Origin of the sequence: Mesorhizobium sangaii, from assembly GCF_014207355.1 — a bacterium.
GTDB lineage: Bacteria > Pseudomonadota > Alphaproteobacteria > Rhizobiales > Rhizobiaceae > Mesorhizobium > Mesorhizobium sangaii.
On sequence record NZ_JACHEF010000003.1, the window covers coordinates 444,917 to 464,408 of the forward strand.

At 63.5% G+C, this 19,492-nt stretch carries 19 protein-coding genes; 13 read left to right on the forward strand and 6 right to left on the reverse strand.

The features are described 5' to 3' along the window. Positions 1 to 30: 30 nt before the first annotated feature. The 4 genes from HNQ71_RS17250 to erpA form a co-directional block, all read right to left on the reverse strand. The gene (locus HNQ71_RS17250; protein ID WP_184873739.1) at positions 31 to 348 is read right to left on the reverse strand and encodes a hypothetical protein; all 318 of its coding nucleotides are present in this window, start codon (positions 346 to 348) and stop codon (positions 31 to 33) included. 90 nt (positions 349 to 438) lie between these two features. Continuing rightward, on the reverse strand, positions 439 to 1,233 hold the full coding sequence (gene xth / locus HNQ71_RS17255) for an exodeoxyribonuclease III (RefSeq protein ID WP_184873740.1): 795 nt from the start codon (positions 1,231 to 1,233) through the stop codon (positions 439 to 441). Between the two features lie 17 nt (positions 1,234 to 1,250). Beyond that, positions 1,251 to 1,646 (reverse strand): VOC family protein, encoded by a 396-nt coding sequence (locus HNQ71_RS17260; RefSeq protein WP_184873741.1) that lies wholly within the window; start codon positions 1,644 to 1,646, stop codon positions 1,251 to 1,253. Between the two features lie 2 nt (positions 1,647 to 1,648). Continuing rightward, entirely contained in the window at positions 1,649 to 1,996 is a 348-nt protein-coding gene (gene erpA / locus HNQ71_RS17265; RefSeq protein WP_027024881.1) for an iron-sulfur cluster insertion protein ErpA, read from the reverse strand. Between the two features lie 76 nt (positions 1,997 to 2,072). Here erpA and HNQ71_RS17270 point away from each other — a divergent pair, with 76 nt between their 5' ends. From HNQ71_RS17270 to tatC, 9 genes are all read left to right on the forward strand, one after another. Continuing rightward, a complete protein-coding gene (locus tag HNQ71_RS17270) occupies positions 2,073 to 3,287 on the forward strand; it encodes a deoxyguanosinetriphosphate triphosphohydrolase (protein WP_184873742.1) in 1,215 nt (404 codons plus the stop codon). A 63-nt stretch (positions 3,288 to 3,350) separates the two neighbouring features. Further along, a complete protein-coding gene (argS, locus tag HNQ71_RS17275) occupies positions 3,351 to 5,108 on the forward strand; it encodes an arginine--tRNA ligase (RefSeq protein ID WP_184873743.1) in 1,758 nt (585 codons plus the stop codon). Between the two features lie 103 nt (positions 5,109 to 5,211). After that, positions 5,212 to 8,637, forward strand: a complete 3,426-nt coding sequence (locus HNQ71_RS17280) for an SPOR domain-containing protein (protein ID WP_184873744.1) — start codon at positions 5,212 to 5,214, stop codon at positions 8,635 to 8,637. A 131-nt stretch (positions 8,638 to 8,768) separates the two neighbouring features. Beyond that, positions 8,769 to 9,788 carry a beta-N-acetylhexosaminidase gene (nagZ, locus tag HNQ71_RS17285; protein WP_184873745.1) on the forward strand — a complete coding sequence of 340 codons (1,020 nt, stop codon included), beginning with the start codon at positions 8,769 to 8,771 and terminating at the stop codon, positions 9,786 to 9,788. 59 nt (positions 9,789 to 9,847) lie between these two features. Next, positions 9,848 to 10,648: a segregation and condensation protein A gene (locus tag HNQ71_RS17290; protein WP_184874385.1), complete on the forward strand. Its 801-nt coding sequence runs from the start codon at positions 9,848 to 9,850 to the stop codon at positions 10,646 to 10,648. Beyond that, complete coding sequence (scpB, locus tag HNQ71_RS17295) at positions 10,645 to 11,409, forward strand: SMC-Scp complex subunit ScpB (RefSeq protein WP_184873746.1); 765 nt, start codon at positions 10,645 to 10,647, stop codon at positions 11,407 to 11,409. Before HNQ71_RS17290 ends, scpB begins: the two co-directional genes overlap by 4 nt. Before the next feature lie 169 nt (positions 11,410 to 11,578). Then, a complete protein-coding gene (locus HNQ71_RS17300; protein WP_095087696.1) occupies positions 11,579 to 11,800 on the forward strand; it encodes a twin-arginine translocase TatA/TatE family subunit in 222 nt (73 codons plus the stop codon). Positions 11,801 to 11,829: 29 nt separating this feature from the next. Next, complete coding sequence (gene tatB / locus HNQ71_RS17305; protein WP_184873747.1) at positions 11,830 to 12,627, forward strand: Sec-independent protein translocase protein TatB; 798 nt, start codon at positions 11,830 to 11,832, stop codon at positions 12,625 to 12,627. After that, positions 12,624 to 13,475 carry a twin-arginine translocase subunit TatC gene (gene tatC / locus HNQ71_RS17310; protein ID WP_184873748.1) on the forward strand — a complete coding sequence of 284 codons (852 nt, stop codon included), beginning with the start codon at positions 12,624 to 12,626 and terminating at the stop codon, positions 13,473 to 13,475. Before tatB ends, tatC begins: the two co-directional genes overlap by 4 nt. 64 nt (positions 13,476 to 13,539) lie before the next feature. Here the strand turns inward: tatC and HNQ71_RS17315 are convergent, their stop codons facing one another. Continuing rightward, positions 13,540 to 13,803 (reverse strand): hypothetical protein, encoded by a 264-nt coding sequence (locus HNQ71_RS17315; protein ID WP_184873749.1) that lies wholly within the window; start codon positions 13,801 to 13,803, stop codon positions 13,540 to 13,542. A gap of 22 nt (positions 13,804 to 13,825) precedes the next feature. On the opposite strand from HNQ71_RS17315, the gene serS reads away from it, so the two are divergent. From serS to HNQ71_RS17335, 4 genes are all read left to right on the forward strand, one after another. Beyond that, positions 13,826 to 15,130 (forward strand): serine--tRNA ligase, encoded by a 1,305-nt coding sequence (serS, locus tag HNQ71_RS17320; RefSeq protein ID WP_184873750.1) that lies wholly within the window; start codon positions 13,826 to 13,828, stop codon positions 15,128 to 15,130. Then, positions 15,130 to 15,888 carry a 5'/3'-nucleotidase SurE gene (gene surE, locus HNQ71_RS17325; RefSeq protein WP_184873751.1) on the forward strand — a complete coding sequence of 253 codons (759 nt, stop codon included), beginning with the start codon at positions 15,130 to 15,132 and terminating at the stop codon, positions 15,886 to 15,888. The genes serS and surE overlap by 1 nt, the downstream gene beginning before the upstream one ends. Next, positions 15,885 to 16,544, forward strand: a complete 660-nt coding sequence (locus HNQ71_RS17330) for a protein-L-isoaspartate(D-aspartate) O-methyltransferase (protein WP_184873752.1) — start codon at positions 15,885 to 15,887, stop codon at positions 16,542 to 16,544. The genes surE and HNQ71_RS17330 overlap by 4 nt, the downstream gene beginning before the upstream one ends. Positions 16,545 to 16,771: 227 nt before the next feature. After that, entirely contained in the window at positions 16,772 to 18,289 is a 1,518-nt protein-coding gene (locus tag HNQ71_RS17335) for a peptidoglycan DD-metalloendopeptidase family protein (RefSeq protein WP_184873753.1), read from the forward strand. A 118-nt stretch (positions 18,290 to 18,407) separates the two neighbouring features. Here HNQ71_RS17335 and HNQ71_RS17340 read toward each other — a convergent pair whose 3' ends face one another. Next, positions 18,408 to 19,283, reverse strand: coding sequence for an ATP-binding protein (locus tag HNQ71_RS17340; RefSeq protein WP_184873754.1), 876 nt, complete (start codon positions 19,281 to 19,283; stop codon positions 18,408 to 18,410). Positions 19,284 to 19,492 lie beyond the last annotated feature (209 nt).

A 19,492-nucleotide genomic window follows, 5' to 3' on the forward strand; every position in this document is an offset into this window, starting at 1 on the left:
GCTGGCCTTACCGGAAGCGCTTGATTTTGATCAGTTCTCGGTCGGTTCCGTCGGCACCATGCTGGGGGCCGGCGTTGAGATCGGCGTCACATGGAGATGGGGCGCCATCGTGTTTTCAGGGCAACTGTCCCCGACCTTGGTCCACGACGTGTTGTTGAGCACCATGTCGCAGCGGGCAAGATGGCTCTGGTCGGCGACCGTCAGGCAGGCGACCTGACCAACCGGATACGATTTTCCATTGGCAAGACATTCGGGGGCGGCGAAAGCCGGCACGACCGCGGCCATGGCAAATGCCAAGCCGATCGGACAAAGAACAATTCGAATGGTCATGGGAACCCCGGCCGCCATGATGATCCCCCATCATGCGCCGGAATGTGGCTATATGAGGTCAAACGCCTTGCGTGCCCGGCGTCAGGGCCTGTGGACAGGGTTCTCTTGTCATGCCGGCTGCAGCGCGAGATCGATCGCCACCGGCACGTGGTCGGACGGCTTTTCCCACGCGCGCACATGCTTTTCGATCGAGGCCGCCGAAAACCGGTTGGCGGCTTCCGGCGACAGCAGAAGATGGTCGATGCGGATGCCATTGTTCTTCTGCCAGGCGCCGGCTTGATAGTCCCAGAAAGTATAGGTGTCGGGCTTGTCCGTGACCGCGCGGACCGCCTCGGTGAAACCAAGATTGAGCAACCGGCGGAAGGCCTGCCGGGTCTGCGGCTGGAACAGCGCGTCGCCCAGCCAGTTCTCCGGAAACCTGGCGTCGATCGGCTCGGGAATGACGTTGTAGTCGCCGGCCAGAACCAGGGCCTCTTCCAGCCTCAACCGCTCCTGTGCCCAGCGCTCCAGCCGCTCCATCCAGGACAGCTTGTAGGGGAACTTCTTGTCGTCATCGATCGGGTTGCCGTTCGGCAGATAGAGCGAGGCGATGCGCAGCGCGCCCTTGTCGGTCGAGAAAACGCCTTCGATGAAACGCGCCTGCTCGTCGGAATCGTCGCCGGGCAGACCTCTGGTAACTTCGTCGAAGCGCAGTTTCGACAAGATGGCGACACCGTTGAAGCCCTTCTGGCCATGGGTCTCGACATTGTAGCCAAGCGCCTCGATCTCGGCGCGCGGGAACTGGTCGTCGAGCGTCTTGATCTCCTGCAGACAGACGATGTCGGGCGCGCTCTCGGTCAGCCAGTGGGTCAGGTTGCCGATGCGGGCGCGCACGCCGTTGATGTTCCAGGTGACGATTTTCATGACGGTCTCGATGCTGTTCAGTGGGGTTCTTGCGGCGGATGGCGTTCGACCAGGCCGATCGTATTGCCTGCCGGGTCCTTTAGAAAGGCCATCCATTCGCTTTCCCCCGCCGGACCGAATTGGCCTTCGGTGTCGTTGTGCACGAGCATTGGCGGCGCTGTGAAGGGGACGCCCGCGGCTCTTGCCTCGGCATGGAAATCATCGAGGCCCGACATGTCGAGATAGACCGTGCCGGCCGGTATGCCGTCGGTGAACAGCAAGCGCACATCGCCGGCCATGATAAAGGCGATGCCCGGCGGATCGAAGCGCGCGTGCACGGCCATGCCGAGCACATCGCGCCAGAACGCCAGCGTCACGTCGAGGTCGCGTCCAGCCGACAGCGCGATCTGGCGGACCGCACCGATTGCAGACATTTCTATATGGAAAAGCTCGTGCCGCAACCGCAGGAAGCGACGGCATTCGGGTTCCGGATCTGGAACGACTGACCCATCAAATCGTCGACGAAATCGATGACCGAGCCGCCCATATAGACCAGCGACAGATCGTCGATGAGCACCGTGGCGCCGTCTTTCTCAATGGCGACGTCGTCGTCGTTGCGCGTGTCGACCAGATCGAACTTGTAGGAAAAGCCGGAGCAACCGCCGCCCTCGACGGAGACGCGCAGCGCCGTCTTGCCGGCCTCGCCCGAAACAATCTTGGCGATCCGCCTGGCGGCGGCCTCGGTCATGTCGACTTTCATGGCAGTCTTGGCGTCAGCGCCCATGGGCGTCACCTTGCTTTCGGTTTCACATGATAGGTATGAAGCGCGAGGGGCCAAGTCAACTGCGGCAGCATAAGCCATGACCAATGAGTTGGGCGACATCGGATTCGGCTATCGACCGCGCGCGGCCTATGCCTGCGATCCGGCAAAGTCGCGCGGGCGGCTTTTCGATGAGGTCGAGAGCCCGACGCGCACGCCGTTCCAGCGCGATCGTGACCGCATCATCCATTCGACGGCGTTCCGGCGGCTGAAGCACAAGACGCAGGTCTTCATCGCGCATGAAGGCGACCACTATCGCACCCGTCTGACCCACTCGATAGAAGTGGCGCAGATCGCGCGTGCGCTGGCGCGGGCGCTCCGCGGCGACGAGGATCTGGCTGAAGCCGTGGCGCTGGTGCATGATTTCGGCCACACGCCGTTCGGCCACACCGGCGAGGACGCGCTGAACGAGAAGATGGCCGCCTGGGGCGGCTTCGACCACAATGCGCAATCGCTGCGCATCGTGACAAGGCTGGAGGCGCGCTACGCCGAATTCGACGGGCTCAACCTGACCTGGGAAACGCTGGAAGGCCTGGTCAAGCACAATGGGCCGCTGACCGACGGCAATGGCCATGGCTTGAAAGGGCCGGTGCCTCAGGCGATCCGCGATTATTCCGAGCTGCACGATCTCGAACTGGACCGGTTCGCCGGCATCGAGGCGCAATGCGCGGCGATCGCCGACGATATCGCCTACAACACACATGATATCGACGACGGCTTGCGGGCAGGGGTGCTGACGCTGGATATGCTGGAAACGGTCTCGCTGCCGGGAACGATCCTGAAGGGCGTGCGCGCCCGCTATCCGGCGCTCGAGGACATGCGCACCGGCCACGAACTGATGCGGCGCCAGATCACCGCGATGGTCGAGGATGTCATTGTTTCGACCACTGCCAATCTGGAGCGGATCAGGCCGCAGAGCGCTGACGCGGTGAGGGCAGCCGGGGAGACGATGGTGACTTTTTCAACCGAAATGGCTGCCTTCGAGAAAGAGCTGAAGGCCTTTCTCTACAAGCACCTCTACCGGCACGCGGAGGTGATGCGGGTGCGCGCCGACGCCGAGCAGATCGTCAGGGATCTGTTCGACGTCTATTTCGCCGATCCACGCGCGATGCCGGACGGCTGGCGCGAGGGGCTCGATCGGGCCGACGATCGCATCAAGGCGCGCAGCGTGGCCGACTTCCTGGCCGGCATGACCGACACCTACGCGCTCAAGGAACATCGGCGTTTGTTTGACCGAACCCCGGATTTGAGCTAGGGCGGGCTCGATTTTGCCGGCCAACGAGCCGGATTCGCCACAAAGCCGCCAGAGCCAGTCCAAATGAACATCTTCGCCGATTTCACCGCGCGAATCATAAAAGCCGTCGAAGCGCTTGATCTGAAAGACAATAATGGCGTTTCGCCGGACCTGTCGCGCATTGCCGTCGAGCCGCCGCGCGATGCCAGCCATGGCGACTTGGCGACCAATGCGGCGATGGTGCTGGCCAAACCGACCGGCCAGAATCCGCGGGCGCTGGCCGAAAGACTGACCCAGGCGCTGCGTGGGGACAAGGACGTTGCCGCCGCAGAGGTCGCGGGGCCCGGCTTCGTCAATCTCAGGCTCAGGGACGGTTTCTGGCAGGCGCATCTGACGACGCTGCTTGGAGAGGGCCGCAACTATGGCCGCTCGACGGTTGGCGGTGGCAGGAAAACCAATGTCGAATATGTCTCGGCCAATCCGACAGGCCCGATGCATGTCGGCCATTGCCGGGGCGCGGTGGTTGGCGACGCGCTTGCCAACCTGATGGCCTTCGCCGGCTACGACGTGACCAAGGAATACGTCATCAACGACGCCGGCTCGCAGATCGACGTGCTCGGCCGCTCGGTCATGCTTCGCTACCGCGAGGCGCTTGGCGACGATATCGGCGAAATTCCGGCCGGGCTTTACCCCGGCGACTATCTGGTTCCTGTCGGGCAGGCGCTGGCCAGGGAGTTCGGCCGCTCGCTGCTGGAGATGCCGGATGACGAGGCGTTGGCCATCGTCAAGGACCGCACCATCGATGCGATGATGGCGATGATCCGCGAGGATCTGGCGATGCTCAACGTGCATCACGACGTGTTTTTCTCGGAACGTACGCTGCACGCCGACAACGCCAAGAAGATCCGGTCGGCGATCAGCGACCTGACGTTGAAGGGTCACATCTACAAGGGCAAGCTGCCGCCACCCAAGGGTGAGAAGCCCGACGATTGGGAGGATCGCGAGCAGACGCTGTTCCGTTCGACCGCGGTCGGCGACGACATGGACCGGGCGCTGGTCAAGTCCGACGGCTCGTTCACCTATTTTGCCGCCGACGTCGCCTATCTCAAGGACAAGATCGATCGCGGCTTCGTCGACCTGATCTATGTGCTCGGCGCCGACCATGGTGGTTATGTCAAGCGGCTGGAGGCCTTGGCGCGCGCGATTGCCGGCGACAGGGTGAAGCTTACCGTGCTGCTTTGCCAGTTGGTGAAGCTGTTTCGCGAGGGCGAACCCGTTCGCATGTCGAAGCGGTCGGGTGATTTCGTGACGCTGCGCGAAGTGGTGGAGGAGGTCGGCCGCGACGCGATCCGATTCATGATGCTCTACCGCAAGAACGACGCGCCGCTCGATTTCGACTTCGCCAAGGTCACCGAGCAGTCCAAGGACAATCCGGTGTTCTATGTGCAGTACGCCTCGGCGCGCTGCCATTCGGTGTTCCGGCAGGCGAGCGAGCAGCTGGGCGAGGTCAATTTCGATCGCAACAGCCTGGCGTCCGCCGTGGCCTTGCTGACCGACGAGGGCGAGATCGGCCTGATCCGCAAGCTTGCAGAATACCCGCGTCTGATCGAGTCGGCGGCACTTGCGCTCGAGCCCCACAGGCTGGCATTTTACCTTTATGATCTGGCTTCTAGTTTCCACGGACACTGGAACCGTGGCACAGAAAATCCAGACTTACGTTTTGTTAAGGTTAACGACCGACAATTGACGCATGCCAGACTAGGGCTGGTGCAGGCTGTCTCGGACGTTCTGACGTCCGGCCTGACGTTGATCGGAGCCGCTGCGCCCACCGAAATGCGTTAGGTTTGACTAAAAAACCTGTCACCTTTTGCCCACATTGCGCTGGTAAGGGCCAACCCTACGCGACGTCCATGGCGTCCGAATGAGTGCGAGTTCGGGAACAATAATGGCAGACAGAACCCAGCTGAGAGTAGCCGACAACAACGACATCGTTGATGACGATCCGTTCGCGGAACTGACCAGGATCATGGGATTCGACCCGCGCCAGCCGGTCAAGCCGCAAGCGCCCGTCCAGCCGAAAGCGCCCGTCGCCGACCAGCCGGCGCAAGAGGACGATTTCGAGATCGATCTCGAGAAGGAACTGATGGGCGAGTTCGGCGCTGGCGACAGCGACGCCGCTCCGGTCGCCGAGGCGCATGAGCCGACGTTCGAAACGGCCAAGGCCGGCCCGACGGACGACGATCTTGCGATGTCGCTCGACGACGATTTCCACCTGGACATGGCGGATCTCGAAGACCACGCACCCGTCGCCAGCCATGCGGATGTCGCCAGCCATGCCGATATCGACGCTGCCGAAACCGCGCCAGCGGTAGAGCCGGCTTTCGATTCTGATTTCGACAACGCCGCCGCCAGTTCGCTCGAAGACGTTTCGCCCTTCGAGGACGACCAGCCGATAGAGGACGAGCTAGCAGCGTCGCTCGATCAGGACTTCCGGATCGACGACGAAGCCGACGAAGTGCGGCACACCGCGGCCGTTGCCGACGCGCCTGCTGCTGTCGAACCTGCTGCCGTCGGGCCGGCGTCCGAGCCTGAATTCGACGATGCGGTTGCGATCTCGCTCGAAGACGAGATGATGCTCGACGACCATTGGGCGGCGGAGCAGTCCTACGCGGCTGCGGAACCGGCGGCTTCGGAACCGGTCGAGTACCCCATGCCGGCGCAAACGACCGCGCGTGATGCCCAGGCAATCTCGAGCGAGGATTTTGCCGACCATTTCGACGACGCCATGGCCGATGTAGATATGGATTTTGCCAGTCGTGCCGATGAGCCGGTCGCCTATGAGGATCGTGCGGATGAGCCGGTCGCCTATGAGGAGCCGGAAGCGCATGATGCGCTTGCTGATACCGCGGACGCGAAGGGCGAGATTCCCGGCCCTGAGGGCTCGCTGGACGATGGGTTCGACCTGAACCTGGACGACGGGTTTGCCGAAACGGCCGAAGAGCCGGTCGCCGTGGTTGCCGCCGCTGCGGTCGAGCCGCTGGCGCCAGCCGCCGTTGCGGCCGAGCCGTTGGACTCGCCGATCGCGGACGAACGAAGCCTGGAAGACGAGTTGAATGCGCTGCTGGGTGCAATGACCGCGCGCCCGGTGCCGGTGGCGAGGGAGCCCGTCACGGCTCATCCGGCTGTGGCCGCTCACCCGCCCGTCGCCGCAGGTGCAAAGACCACTGAGGATCCGGCCGACTTCGATTGGGATCTCGACGGACAGGCGCCTGAGGAGAAGCATCGCCTTGACGCTGCCCAAGCCGCTAATGCGGATCTCGACGTTCTGCAACTCGATGACCTTCAGGGGTTGGATGAGCGTTCGGACGTTACCGCGCAAGGCGAAGTCGATTTCGACGATGATGCGTTCGACGCGGCTTTGGCCAACAGCCTGGATTCGCGCGACGCGGCCGCTTCCGATCGGCTGGCGGAACGGGCCGAGCCGACGGAGCCGACCCGTTCGTGGAGCCGCGTGACGCCGGTTCCGCAGCAGCCGGCGTTTAATGCTCAGCCGACCGCTTCGATAACACCCCACGCCGCGGCGCCGGCAGTTGCCGCAGTGCCGCCCTACCGCTTGATCGAGCCGGTCGAGACCGTCGCCCCTGCTGCCCCGGTATCTGTGCCGCAACCGCGACAGTCCTCGCACTACGAAGACATGCCCGATGTCGAGACAGTCGACGTGCCCGAGCGTGTCGTGGCGCTGGCGGACGATCTCGACATCCCGGAACTGCACTTCGAGGAAGACAAGCCGGCGACGCCTGCCTATGACGATCTCGACGCGGAATTCTCAAGCCTTCTCACCGAGATGAATTCGGTGGAGGTCGCTCCTGCTCCCGCAAGCAGCACCGCTTATAGCGGTGAATCCTACAATGCCGGGCTCAATTCCGGCTATGACGAGCCCAAGCCGGCCTATGATGCCGTCAAGCCGACCTATGACGCGGTTAAACCGGGCTATGACGGTGTCAAGCCGACCTATCAGCCGGAAGCGCGGACCTATGCCGCGCGGCCAGCGGAAACGCCTGCCCGCGCGACAGCGTCGGCCGGTTATGCGGATGCCGCCAGCTTCGACCTCGACAATCTGCCCGGCAGCCAGCCGGCTTCCCAGGCTGACGATTTCACAGTCGACGAACTCGACTACGATCCCGATCTGGATGAGGCGATGGCTGTTCCGGGTCTCGGCGAGCGGGAGGCCGCGAGGCCCTCGCGCAGGCGTGGCCTGTTTATTGCCGCTGTTGTCGGCGCGGTGGCGGTGGCTGGCGGCCTCGGTGCCTTTGCGCTGTCTTTTGGCGGCAAGGGCGGCAGCGATGCACCGGTGATCGTCAAGGCCGACAACGCACCGATCAAGGTCAAGCCGGAAAATCCGGGCGGCACCGTTGTGCCGAACCAGGACAACAAGGTTTACGACGCAGTGGTCAAGGGGACCAAGCCGGCCGAGCCTGTCCAGGATAAACTGGTCACCAACGTTGAAGAGCCGGTGGATGTGCAGGCCAAGGATCCCGCTCGCGCGATCGATCTTTCGGCTGACCAGAACGCCGCGGCAGGTGGAGCGGACGACGGTAACGCCGCGCCGGTCGCGAACGCCGCGCCGGCAGCCAACGCGGCGCCCGCCGATAACGCGGCGCCGGCACCGAAATCCGAGGATCGCATCGCGCAGGTGCTGCAGGAGGCCGACAAGGGCACCAACGCCGAAGTCGTCGCCGTTGCGCCGCGCAAGGTGAGGACCATGGTGGTCAAGTCAGACGGTTCGCTGGTGCCGCGTGAGGATCCGGCGCCCGCGGCGCCGCAAGTGGCGGCCGCTGAGCCGGCCGACCCGGCGCCGCAGCAAGTTACCCCGTCGACCCAGCCCGATGCAGACCAGACCGGCACCGTGACGCCCGCCACAGCCCAGGCAGACGACGAGCCGGCCCTCAAGCCGGCAGCCAAACCGGCAGCGGCGCCCAAGGCCGAGGCCAAGGCCCAATCGGCAAACACGCCGGCCAAGGTTCCGGTCGCGCCGCAGCGCCCGTCCGACCAGCCGGTTGATGTCGTCGGCGAGGTCAAGCCGGACCAGGTTGCATCCATCGATTCGGGATCGACCGCGACCGGCGGTGGTTCGTGGTCGATGCAGATCGCTTCGCAGCCGACGGTCGAGAGCGCCCAGTCCAGCTACCAGGATCTGCAGCGCCGCTACGGCAGCGTGCTTTCCGGCCGCACCGCCAACATCGTCAAGGCGGAGATTGCCGGCAAAGGTACGTTCTACCGTGTGCGCGTGCCAGCAAAGTCGCGCAACGACGCGATCAACCTGTGCACCAGCTACAAGGCTGCCGGCGGCAATTGCTTCGTCTCGCGCTAGCAACTGAAGCAACCAATCAAGCCGGCGCGGTCTCAGACCGCGCCGGCTTTTTCATGTGGAAGAGATGTGTCTTCAAGCACGTGCGGCGGGGGATGATTCCCTTTGACCGCGCGAAGCCCTAAGCTCTCGTCATGACCGAATCAAAATCCATGATCCTCGGCTGTGCCGGGAAATCGCTCACTCGCGAAGAAATCAATTTCTATCGCAATGAATGCCCGTGGGCCTTCATCTTGTTTGCGCGCAACATCGGCGAGACGGAGCAGATCCGCGATCTGGTCGCCGAGATGCGCGACTGTATCGGGCGCCCGGACGCGCTGGTGTTCATCGATCAGGAAGGCGGCCGGGTGCAACGCCTGCGGCCGCCACTGGCGCCGAACTATCCGGCCGGCGGCGCGCTCGGTGCGCTGTGGCGCGACGATCACGATGCCGGCGCCCGCGCGGCCTGGCTGATGGCGCGCCTGCATGCCTTCGACCTGCTGCGCTACGGCATCACGGCGGATTGCCTGCCGGTGCTCGACGTGCCGATCGAAGGCGCCAGCGACGTCATCGGCGCGCGTGCCTATGGCAAGGAGCCGCGACCGGTGATCGAACTCGGCCGCGCCGCCGCCGAAGGGCTGATGTCGGGCGGCGTGCTGCCTGTGATGAAGCATATTCCCGGCCATGGGCGCGCCCTTGCCGACACGCATTTCGAATTGCCGACGGTGAATGCGTCGCTCAGCGATCTGCAACGGCATGATTTCGCCCCGTTCCGGGAGCTCAACCATCTGCCGATGGCGATGACGGCGCATGTCGTCTACAGCGCCATTGACCCGAAGAACCCGGCGACGACCTCCGGCAAGGTCATCGACGAGATCATCCGTCGTGAAATCGGCTTCGACGGGCTGCTGATGAGCGACGACACTTCGATGAAGGCACTTTCTGGGGATTTCCCGACAAAGGCGGCCTCGATCCTTGCGGCGGGCTGCGATCTGGTCCTTCACTGCAACGGCGTTTTCGAGGAAATGGCCGGCATCGCATCGCGCACCACGGGGCTTGAGGGCAAGTCGCTGGAGCGCGCAAAACGCGCGCTGACCTATATTAGGAAACACGACGCGGCTGAAGAAACCGAGATACGTGCAGAATTCGCCACCTATTTCGACGCGGTGGCCTGACAAAGGAAGCGAGAGAAGTGGCGGAAACATTGGAAAGCAAGGCCTCGAAGGCCGCACCGATGGACCGTCTTTGGGCCGAGAACGACGATTCACGCGTCACCGGTGATCCGTCGCTGGTCGTCGACGTGGCCGGCTTCGAAGGTCCTCTCGATCTTCTGCTGCATCTGGCCCGCACCCAGAAGGTCGATCTGGCACGGATTTCGATCCTGGCGCTGGTCGAGCAATATCTGATCTTTGTGGAGACGGCGAGGGCGCTCAGGCTCGAGCTTGCCGCGGACTATCTGGTGATGGCTGCGTGGCTGGCCTTCCTCAAGTCGAAGCTGCTCATTCCCAAGCAGCCTGGCGACGAGGGCGAGAGCGGCGAGGAACTGGCGGCGGTGCTGCAGTTCCGGCTGAAGCGGCTGGAAGCGATGCGCGACGCCTCGGCGCGTCTAGTCAACCGCAACCGGCTCGGCCGCGACGTGTTCGCGCGCGGCATGCCGGAAATGGTCATCGTCGAAAAGCGCAACGCCTATTCGGCTTCGCTCTACGATCTCCTGACCGCCTATGCCCAGCAGCGGCAGAAACAGGCGATCAACAATGTGACGATCGCCAGGCGCGGTGTCTGGTCGCTCAAGGACGCGCGCGACATCCTGACCCGGCTGGTCGGCGCGGTGCGTGACTGGACGGCGCTGGAGAGTTTTCTGATCGATTACATGACCAGCCCCGAGGAGCGGCGCACGGCGATCGCAAGTTCGTTCGCGGCCACGCTGGAACTGGTGCGCGAAGGCAAGATGGACATGCGGCAGGATGACGTGTTCGCGCCGATCTACCTGCGCGGCCGCGCACAGGCAATAAAGGCAGTCGAGGTGGCATCATGAGCGAACGCGGCAACGCTTCGGTAATCCCGTTCAAGGTCGATGACGAAATGGAAGGGGAGTTGTTTCCCCAGGAACCGGCCGAGCAGGTCCAGAACCCGGCCGAGCGGTTGCACATGGCGGAAGCCGTCCGGATGGCTGAGGCGATCGTGTTCGCCAGCGCCGAGCCGGTCAGCGAAAAGCAGCTTGCCGCGCGCCTTCCAGACGGCATCAACATCGCCCTGGCGATGGCCGACCTGCAGCAGATCTATGCGCGGCGCGGTGTCAATCTGGTGCGCGTCGGCGACGCCTGGGCGTTCCGCACCGCCGGCGACCTGGCCTTCCTGATGAGCCGCGACACGGTGCAGCAGCGCAAGCTGTCGCGCGCCGCGCTCGAAGTGCTGGCGATCATCGCCTACCACCAGCCGGTGACGCGGGCCGAGATCGAGGACATCAGAGGCGTCGAAACCTCGAAGGGCACGCTCGACACGCTGCTGGAAACGGAATGGGTGCGCATGCGCGGCCGGCGCAAAACGCCGGGACGCCCTGTGACCTATGGCACGACCGAGACCTTCCTCGACCATTTCGCGCTGGAGGAAATCCGCGATCTTCCCGGCATGGAGGAGCTGAAGGGGGCAGGCCTGCTTTCGGGCCGCATGCCGTCGAATTTCTCCATTCCGCAGCCGCCTGCCGACCCCGATGCGCTGGCCGACGACGAGGATGCGCTGACCGACATCGACCTCGAGGAACTCGGCCTGCTGACGCCGCGCGTCACGGAAGATTGACTGGCAATCGCGGCCAATCTGTCGAGGATGCGCGGATTCGTAGCGGGCCATCACGCCGAAAATGCGTGACATCCGCCACCCTTTCATAAACTCTGTCGCAGTTGTGTTTGAATCCCAACGCGAAAACGCATAGATCATCGCCAGGGAAAACATTCGAGAGAGATTTGCTATGGGTTCGTTTTCGATTTGGCACTGGATGATCGTGCTCGTGATCGTGCTGCTGGTGTTCGGCCGCGGCAAGATCCCCGAGTTGATGGGAGACATGGCCAAGGGCATCAAGAGCTTCAAGAAGGGCATGGCGGACGACGATGTTGCCGAAGACAAGCGCACCGTCGAGCACCGCGCCGACGAGACCGTTTCGGCCGCGAAGGAAAAAGCCAGCAAGAGCTGAGCCAAAGGTTCTAGTCGGAACAGAGTGCCATGTTTGAAGTCGGCTGGACCGAAATGCTGGTCATCGCGATCGTCATGATCGTGGTCGTCGGGCCCAAGGATTTGCCCAATATGCTGCGCACCTTCGGCCGCACGACGGCCAAGCTGCGTGCCATGGCGTCCGACTTTCAGAAGCAATTCAACGAGGCGCTGAAGGAAGCCGAGCTCGACGACGTCAAGAAGTCGGTCGACGAGCTCAGGGGCCTCAGCCCGATGTCCGAGATCAGGAAGCAGCTCAATCCGTTCGAACAGGCGGCGGCCGATGTGCGCTCCGGCGTCGACGCGGTGATGAAGCCGAAGCCGGCAGATGATCCGACAGCGCCAGCCGCTTCGACGCCGCAGGCGGCCGAACCGTTGAAGAACGGCGCGACGACCATGCCTGGCGTCAGTGGGCCGGAAGCAGCACCGGCAGCGCCGATTTTTCCGGCAATGACCGATGAATCGGTGGTGACGGCGGCAGTGCCGGCCGAACCGGTCGCGGCGAAGACGTCGGCGGTGAAGAAAGTGGCCAAGGCTGTGCCCGCGAAAGCGGCTGCGAAAGCGCCTGCCACGTCGGCCAATGGCACGACGGCTTCCGCGCCGGCAAAAGCGATGACCGCCAAGGCCACACCTGCGTCCAAGGCGGCGGCAAAGCCTGAAAAAGCTACGAAGCCCACTGCGACCAAGACGGTCGCGACCAAGCCAATCGCGACCAAGCCAATCGTGTCCAAGACGGGGACGAAAGCCGAACCGAAGCCTGCCGCGGCGAAGAAGCCTGCGGCCAAGAAGACGGCTGGAGCCGCCAAGTGAGCGTTTCGGACAAGGAAAGAGACGAGATCGAGAAATCGTCGGCGCCGCTGATGGAGCATCTGATCGAGCTGCGCCGGCGGCTGATCTGGTCGCTCGGCGGCTTCTTCGTCGCCTTCCTGGTCTGCTTCTTCTTCGCCAAGAGGCTTTTCAACCTTCTGGTCGTCCCGTTCAAATGGGCGACGAAATGGGCCGGGCTTGATCCGCACAAGGTCGAGCTAATCTACACCGCGCCGCAGGAATTCTTCTTCACGCAGGTCAAGCTCGCCATGTTCGGCGGCATGGTCATCGCCTTCCCGCTGATCGCCACGCAGATCTACAAGTTCATCGCGCCCGGCCTCTACAAGAACGAACGCAACGCTTTCCTGCCGTTCCTGATCGCATCGCCGGTCCTGTTCCTGATGGGCGCATCGCTGGTCTATTTCTTCTTCACGCCGATGGTGATGTGGTTCTTCCTCGCCATGCAGCAGGCCGGCACCGACGATCAGGTGCAGATTTCGCTGCTGCCGAAAGTGTCGGAATATCTCAGCCTGATCATGACGCTGATCTTCTCCTTTGGCCTGGTGTTCCAGTTGCCGGTGGTGACCAGCCTGATGACGCGCGTCGGCATGCTGTCGTCGAAGGCGCTGGCCGAGAAGCGCAAATGGGCGATCGTCATTGCCTTCGTCGTCGCGGCGGTGCTGACGCCGCCCGACCCGATGAGCCAGATCGGCTTGGCCATTCCGACGATCCTGCTCTACGAGGTCTCCATCTGGGCTGCGCGGCTGATCGAGCGCGATCAGGAAAAGCAGCGGGTGGCGCGCGAGAAGCAGGACGCGGCGGAAGAGGTGGCCGAAAAGTCATCCACATAGGCTATGGCGCGGCGCCCCCGCCACGGGGTCGGCGGCCTCGGAATCGATTGCTTTGTGACGGCAATTATGCTATTAATTCAGGCATGGTGCTGATTTGCGCCAGCGACCCGCCGCAAGGCGGGTTTTTAGTTTCAGGCTCTCGCGCCATCCCTGGTAAAGCGCTCGAAAGCGAGCTCGCAGCCCTGGCTTCATCACGCCCGATCTTGCATCGATCAACGATGCGGTTTACGCCCTCTGGCTGAAACGCATCGCCATCAAAGCGATGCGTTTCAGTTTTTGTTTTAAGCAGGTCGTTATCCCAAAACCGCTGCGCACTTTTGGGCGACATGCTACCCAGGAGCGTTCAAACCATGCTTGATATCAAATGGATTCGCGACAATCCGAAGGCCCTTGTCGAGGCGCTCGTGAAGCGCTCGTGGTCGGCCGGCGAGGCGCAGTCCACGGTCGACGGGCTGATCGCCTCGGACGAAGCGCGGCGCGAACACGTCACCGAGCTGCAGACCAAGCAGGAGCGCCGCAACGCCGCCTCGAAGGAGATCGGCAACGCCATGCGTTCGGGCGATGCGGCGCTTGCCGAAAGACTGAAAGCCGAAGTCGGCGAGATCAAGATTTTCATCCAGAATGGCGAGGCGCGCGAACGCGAACTTGACAAGGCGCTCAACGATGCGCTGGCGGTCCTGCCCAACGTGCCGCTCGACGATGTGCCGGTCGGCAAGGACGAGCACGACAACGTCGTCAAGCACATCGTTGGCAAGCTGCCGACGCGTCCGAACTGGGTGAAGGAGCATTTCGAGATCGGCGAAGCGCTCGGCATGATGGATTTCGAGCGCGCGGCGAAGCTGTCTGGCTCGCGCTTCACGGTGCTGAAGAGCGGGCTGGCGCGGATGGAACGGGCGCTCGGCCAGTTCATGCTCGACCTGCACACGACCGAGCATGGCTATGAGGAAGTCATCCCGCCATTGATGGTCAAGGACGACGTTCTTTTCGGCACCAACCAGTTGCCGAAATTCGAGGAGGATCTTTTCTTCACGCTGCACGGGGAGGGCAGGCTTGGCCTGATCCCCACCGCCGAAGTGCCGCTCACCAACCTCGTGCGCGAAGAAATCACCGCGCATGAAAAACTGCCGCTGCGCTATACCGCACTGACGCCGTGCTTCCGGTCGGAGGCTGGCTCGGCCGGGCGCGACACGCGCGGCATGCTGCGCCAGCACCAGTTCTACAAGGTCGAGCTGGTGTCGATCACCGATCAGGAATCGTCGCTCGCCGAGCACGAGCGGATGACGCAATGCGCCGAGGAAGTGCTGAAGAGGCTTGAGCTGCCGTTCCGCACCATGACGCTGTGCACCGGCGACATGGGTTTTGGCGCGCGCAAGACCTATGACATCGAAGTCTGGCTGCCCGGCCAGAACGCCTATCGCGAGATCTCGTCCTGTTCGGTGTGCGGCGATTTCCAGGCGCGCCGCATGGACGCCCGCTACAAGGACAAGGACGGCAAGGGCAACCGCTTCGTCCATACGCTCAACGGTTCAGGCACCGCGGTCGGCCGCGCGCTCATAGCCGTCATCGAAAACTACCAGAATGAGGATGGCAGCGTAACCATTCCTGAAGTGCTGCGGCCTTACATGGGCGGCCGGGAAAAGATCGAATCGAAATAATGCGCATCCTCCTGACCAATGACGACGGCATTCATGCCGAGGGCCTGGCCTCGCTCGAACGGGTTGCGCGCACGCTGTCCGACGATGTCTGGGTGGTGGCGCCGGAGCAGGACCAGTCCGGCTATGCGCACTCGCTGTCGATCTCGGAGCCGCTGCGGCTGCGCAAGATCGGCGAGAAGCATTTTGCCGTGCGCGGCACGCCGACCGATTGCGTCATCATGGGCGTCAAGAAGATCCTGCCCGGTGCCCCCGACCTGATCCTGTCCGGCATCAATTCCGGCGCCAACATCGCCGACGACGTCACCTATTCGGGAACTGTCGCCGGCGCCATGGAGGGCGCGCTGCTCGGCATCCGCTCGATCGCGCTCAGCCAGGGCTACAGCTATGTCGGCGAGGATCGGATTGTCCCCTACGAGACGACCGAAGCGCTGGCGCCTGCACTGCTGCAGAAACTGGTGGCGGCGCCGCTGCCGGACGGCGTGCTGCTCAACGTCAATTTTCCGAACTGCCTTCCTGAAGAGGTCGCAGGCACGGTGGTGACCTCACAAGGCAAACTCGTGCACAGCCTGTGGGTCGACGAGCGCCGCGACGGGCGCGGCCTGCCTTACTACTGGCTGCGCTTCGGCCGCGAGCCAGTCGAAGGCAAGCAAGGCACCGACCTCCATGCCTTGCGCAACAGGTTGGTGTCGGTGACGCCATTGCAGCTCGACCTCACAGCGCATGAAATCCGTGACCAACTGAGCAAGGCGCTTGCATGAACCAGGGCCTCCCAATCGACGACCGCGAAGGTTTTGCCGCCTTTCTGCTGCGTTTGCGCGGCAGGGGGACGGTGCCGAAGGCGCTGATCGCGGCTTTCGAGGCGACACCGCGGCGCGGTTTCCTTGGCGCCCAATACCATCCGATCGCCTGGTCGGACCGTATGCTGCCGATCGAATGCGGCGAGGCGATCGAAGGGGCTGATCTGCAGGCGGCGGTGATCTCAGCCCTTGCCATCGAGCAGGGCAACCGTGTGCTCGAGATCGGCACGGGTTCGGGCTACACGGCGGCGGTGATATCGCGGCTGGCGGCTCGGGTCGTCACCGCCGACCGCTACAAGACGCTTGTCGAGCAGGCCAGGCAGCGCTTCGAGGCGCTCGGCATCGGCAATGTCATCGTGCGCCAGGCGGACGGTTCCGGTGGCCTGCCGAACGAAGGGCCGTTCGATCGCATCGTCGCCTGGGCTGCCTTCGACAGCCTGCCGCGCTTCCTGCTCGACCAATTGTCGAGCGGCGGCATCGTCATCGCCCCGATCGGACCGGAAGAGGGCGAACAGGTGCTGGCCAAGCTGACCAAGGTCGGCAGCCGGTTCGAACGCGAAGACATCGGTCTCGTGCGCCTGCAGCCGATCCTGCGCAGCGTCGCCGCCGTCATTTAGAGTGATCTTTTATGCGGTGGCGGCCTGCGAATTGTGGGGCCGCAATCCGCTGCATCCGGTTCGGCGGGTCGACTAGCCAGCCCGTCCTGAGCATAGCTTCGGCACTCTGCAAGCGATCTCAAATATTTTAAGAAAATTCGCATCGGATTCTATGGGGTTAACCGACGAGTAACATTAACGCGCTTTAATCATGCCTAGTTTGTACCGGGTATGTGCGGGTTAGTGCGATGCAACTCAGTGTTTTGAAGACAAACGGACGCAACCTGATGCGTGGTTGTGCCGTACTCATGATCGCAGGCGCTGCGGCAGGGTGCAGCTCCCAGGCTTCACGCTTCAACAGCGTCGATGACGTCTTTACCTCGTCGACCAACAACCAGCGCGCCATCATCAACAAGCAGGACGCCGTGCAGCCCTATCCGGGCGATGTCGCGGCCGCTCCGGTCGACGGCAGCCATACGCAATCGGTCAGCCGCTCCAGTCTCGAACCGGTCTCGACGCGGCCGCTGCCTCCGCCCGTTGCCCAGGCACAGCCGGCTCCGGCACTCGCGCCTGCCGCAAAGCCGGTCCGCACCGCATTGGCCCCGGCGCCGCATGTCGACCGGACCACGACCGGCACAGTCGCTCCGGCGGCATCGCCGTTCAAGGTTGCGCAGCCCGACGCGCCGCGCGTCGCCGCGGCCGGAACGCCGCATGCAACCGAGATCGTCGTCAGGGATGGCGAAACGATTTCCGGCCTGGCGCAGCACTATAAGGTGCCGGCCGACGTGATCATGAAGGTCAACGGGCTGAGCGCGACCAAGGCGCTGAAGACCGGCCAGAAGCTGGTCATCCCGGCCTACGCCTACTCCAGCAAATCGGAGCCGAAAGTCGCCGACGCCAAGCCAGCGAAAAACGGCAAGCACGACCTGCCGGCCACCGCGCCGGACAAGGTCGCCGTCCTGCCGCAACAGCCCAAGCCTAAGGAGGGCAAGTCCGCCGCTCAGGTCGATACTTCGGCCGCCGCAAGCCAGCCCAAGGAGCCCAAGCAGCAGGTGGCCGCAGCCAAGGCAACCGGCGCTGCCGGCACCTACACGGTCCAGTCGGGCGACACGCTTTCTTCGATCGCCAGGAAGACCGGTGTCGGCACCGTTGCGCTGAAGCAGGCCAACGGCATGAAGGACGGCTTGCTCAAGATCGGCCAGACCTTGAAGGTGCCGGCCGGCGGAACCGCGACCGTCGCCAGCGCCAAGCCGGCGAAGGTCGATCCGGTGACGACGGCCACCACGCAGCCCGCGGCAAAGACCACGCCGTCGGAAACGCTGGCGTCCTACACGCCACCAAAGAAAGATTCCAAGGTCATCCAGCAGGCCGAGGACGACGAGGCGGTTGCACCGGACGCAACCGGCATCGGCAAGATGCGCTGGCCGGTGCGCGGCCGGGTGATCTCCGGTTTCGGGTCAGGCAAGGACGGTGTCGACATCGCCGTGCCGACGGGAACGCCGGTCAAGGCGGCCGAGAACGGCGTAGTCATCTATGCCGGCGACGGCCTCAAGGAATTCGGCAATACGGTGCTGGTCCGCCACGAGAACGGCCTGGTCACCGTCTACGGCCATGCCAGCTCGATCGAGGTGCAGCGCGGCCAGAAGGTCAAGCGCGGCCAGGAGATCGCGCTGTCGGGCATGAGCGGCACGACGGACTCGCCGAAGCTGCACTTCGAAGTGCGCAAGAACTCCGCCCCGGTCGACCCCTCTGGCTATCTCGAGTAGCCGGGCTGTCTCGAATAGAACAAGAAAGCGATTTTGCGGGCTGCCTGACCTCCAGTCCGGCCCGCCGGCTCAGCCCGCCCCGCAAGGAGCGGGCTTTTTCAGTTGCTTTTCCCCGACCCTAATCCTTGAGCTGCTTACCGAGCCGCCCAGCCAGGTCCTGGGTGAACTGCCAGGCGACGCGGCCCGAGCGGCTGCCGCGCGTTGTTGCCCATTCCAGTGCTTCGGCGCGCAACGTCTCAGGATCGATGGCGAGGTCGTGATGGCGGACATAGCCGTCGATCATGTCGAGATACTCGTCCTGCGAACATTTGTGGAAGCCGAGCCACAGGCCGAACCGGTCGGACAGCGAGACCTTTTCCTCGACCGCTTCGGACGGGTTGATGGCGGTCGAGCGCTCATTGTCGATCATGTCGCGCGGCAAGAGGTGACGCCGGTTCGAGGTGGCGTAGAAGATGACGTTGGCCGGGCGGCCCTCGACGCCGCCTTCGAGCGCCGCCTTCAGCGACTTGTAGGAGGTGTCGTCGTGGTCGAAGGAGAGGTCGTCGCAAAACAGGATGAAGCGGAAGGGGGCTGACTTCACCAACCCCATCAGCTTCGGCAGCGTGTCGATGTCCTCGCGGTGGATTTCGATCAGCTTCAGCGGCAGGTCGGACTTGGCCCTGGCGTTGATCTCGGCATGCACGGCCTTGACCAGCGACGATTTGCCCATGCCGCGCGCGCCCCACAACAACACGTTGTTGGCTGCGTATCCGGCAGCGAAGCGTTCGGTGTTGTCGACAAGGATATCGCGGACGCGGTCGACGCCACGGATCAGGCCGATGTCGACGCGGTTGACCTTGCGCACCGGCTCCAGATAGCCGGGATCCGCCTGCCAGACGAAGCAGTCGGCCACGCCGATGTCCGTTTCAGGTACCGGTGGCGGGGCGAGGCGGCTAACCGCTTCGATCAGGCTGTCGAGCTTGTTGTTGAGGGCGTCAATGCTGCTGTCGGTCATGTCGGTCTTTTGTTTTTCGCGTTTTGAAGTGGGGAGCGTGCCGATTCCGTCGGGGTCGAAACCGGTTGCAACCTTTTGTTCGAGCGTGATCTTTTCCGAAAACCGGCTCCTGCTGTTGGCGATCATGCTCTAACACGGCTCAACAGGCCGGAAAAGCGGCCGATTTGGCGGGCCACGCAGTTGCATTGGCAACTTTACCGACTATATTC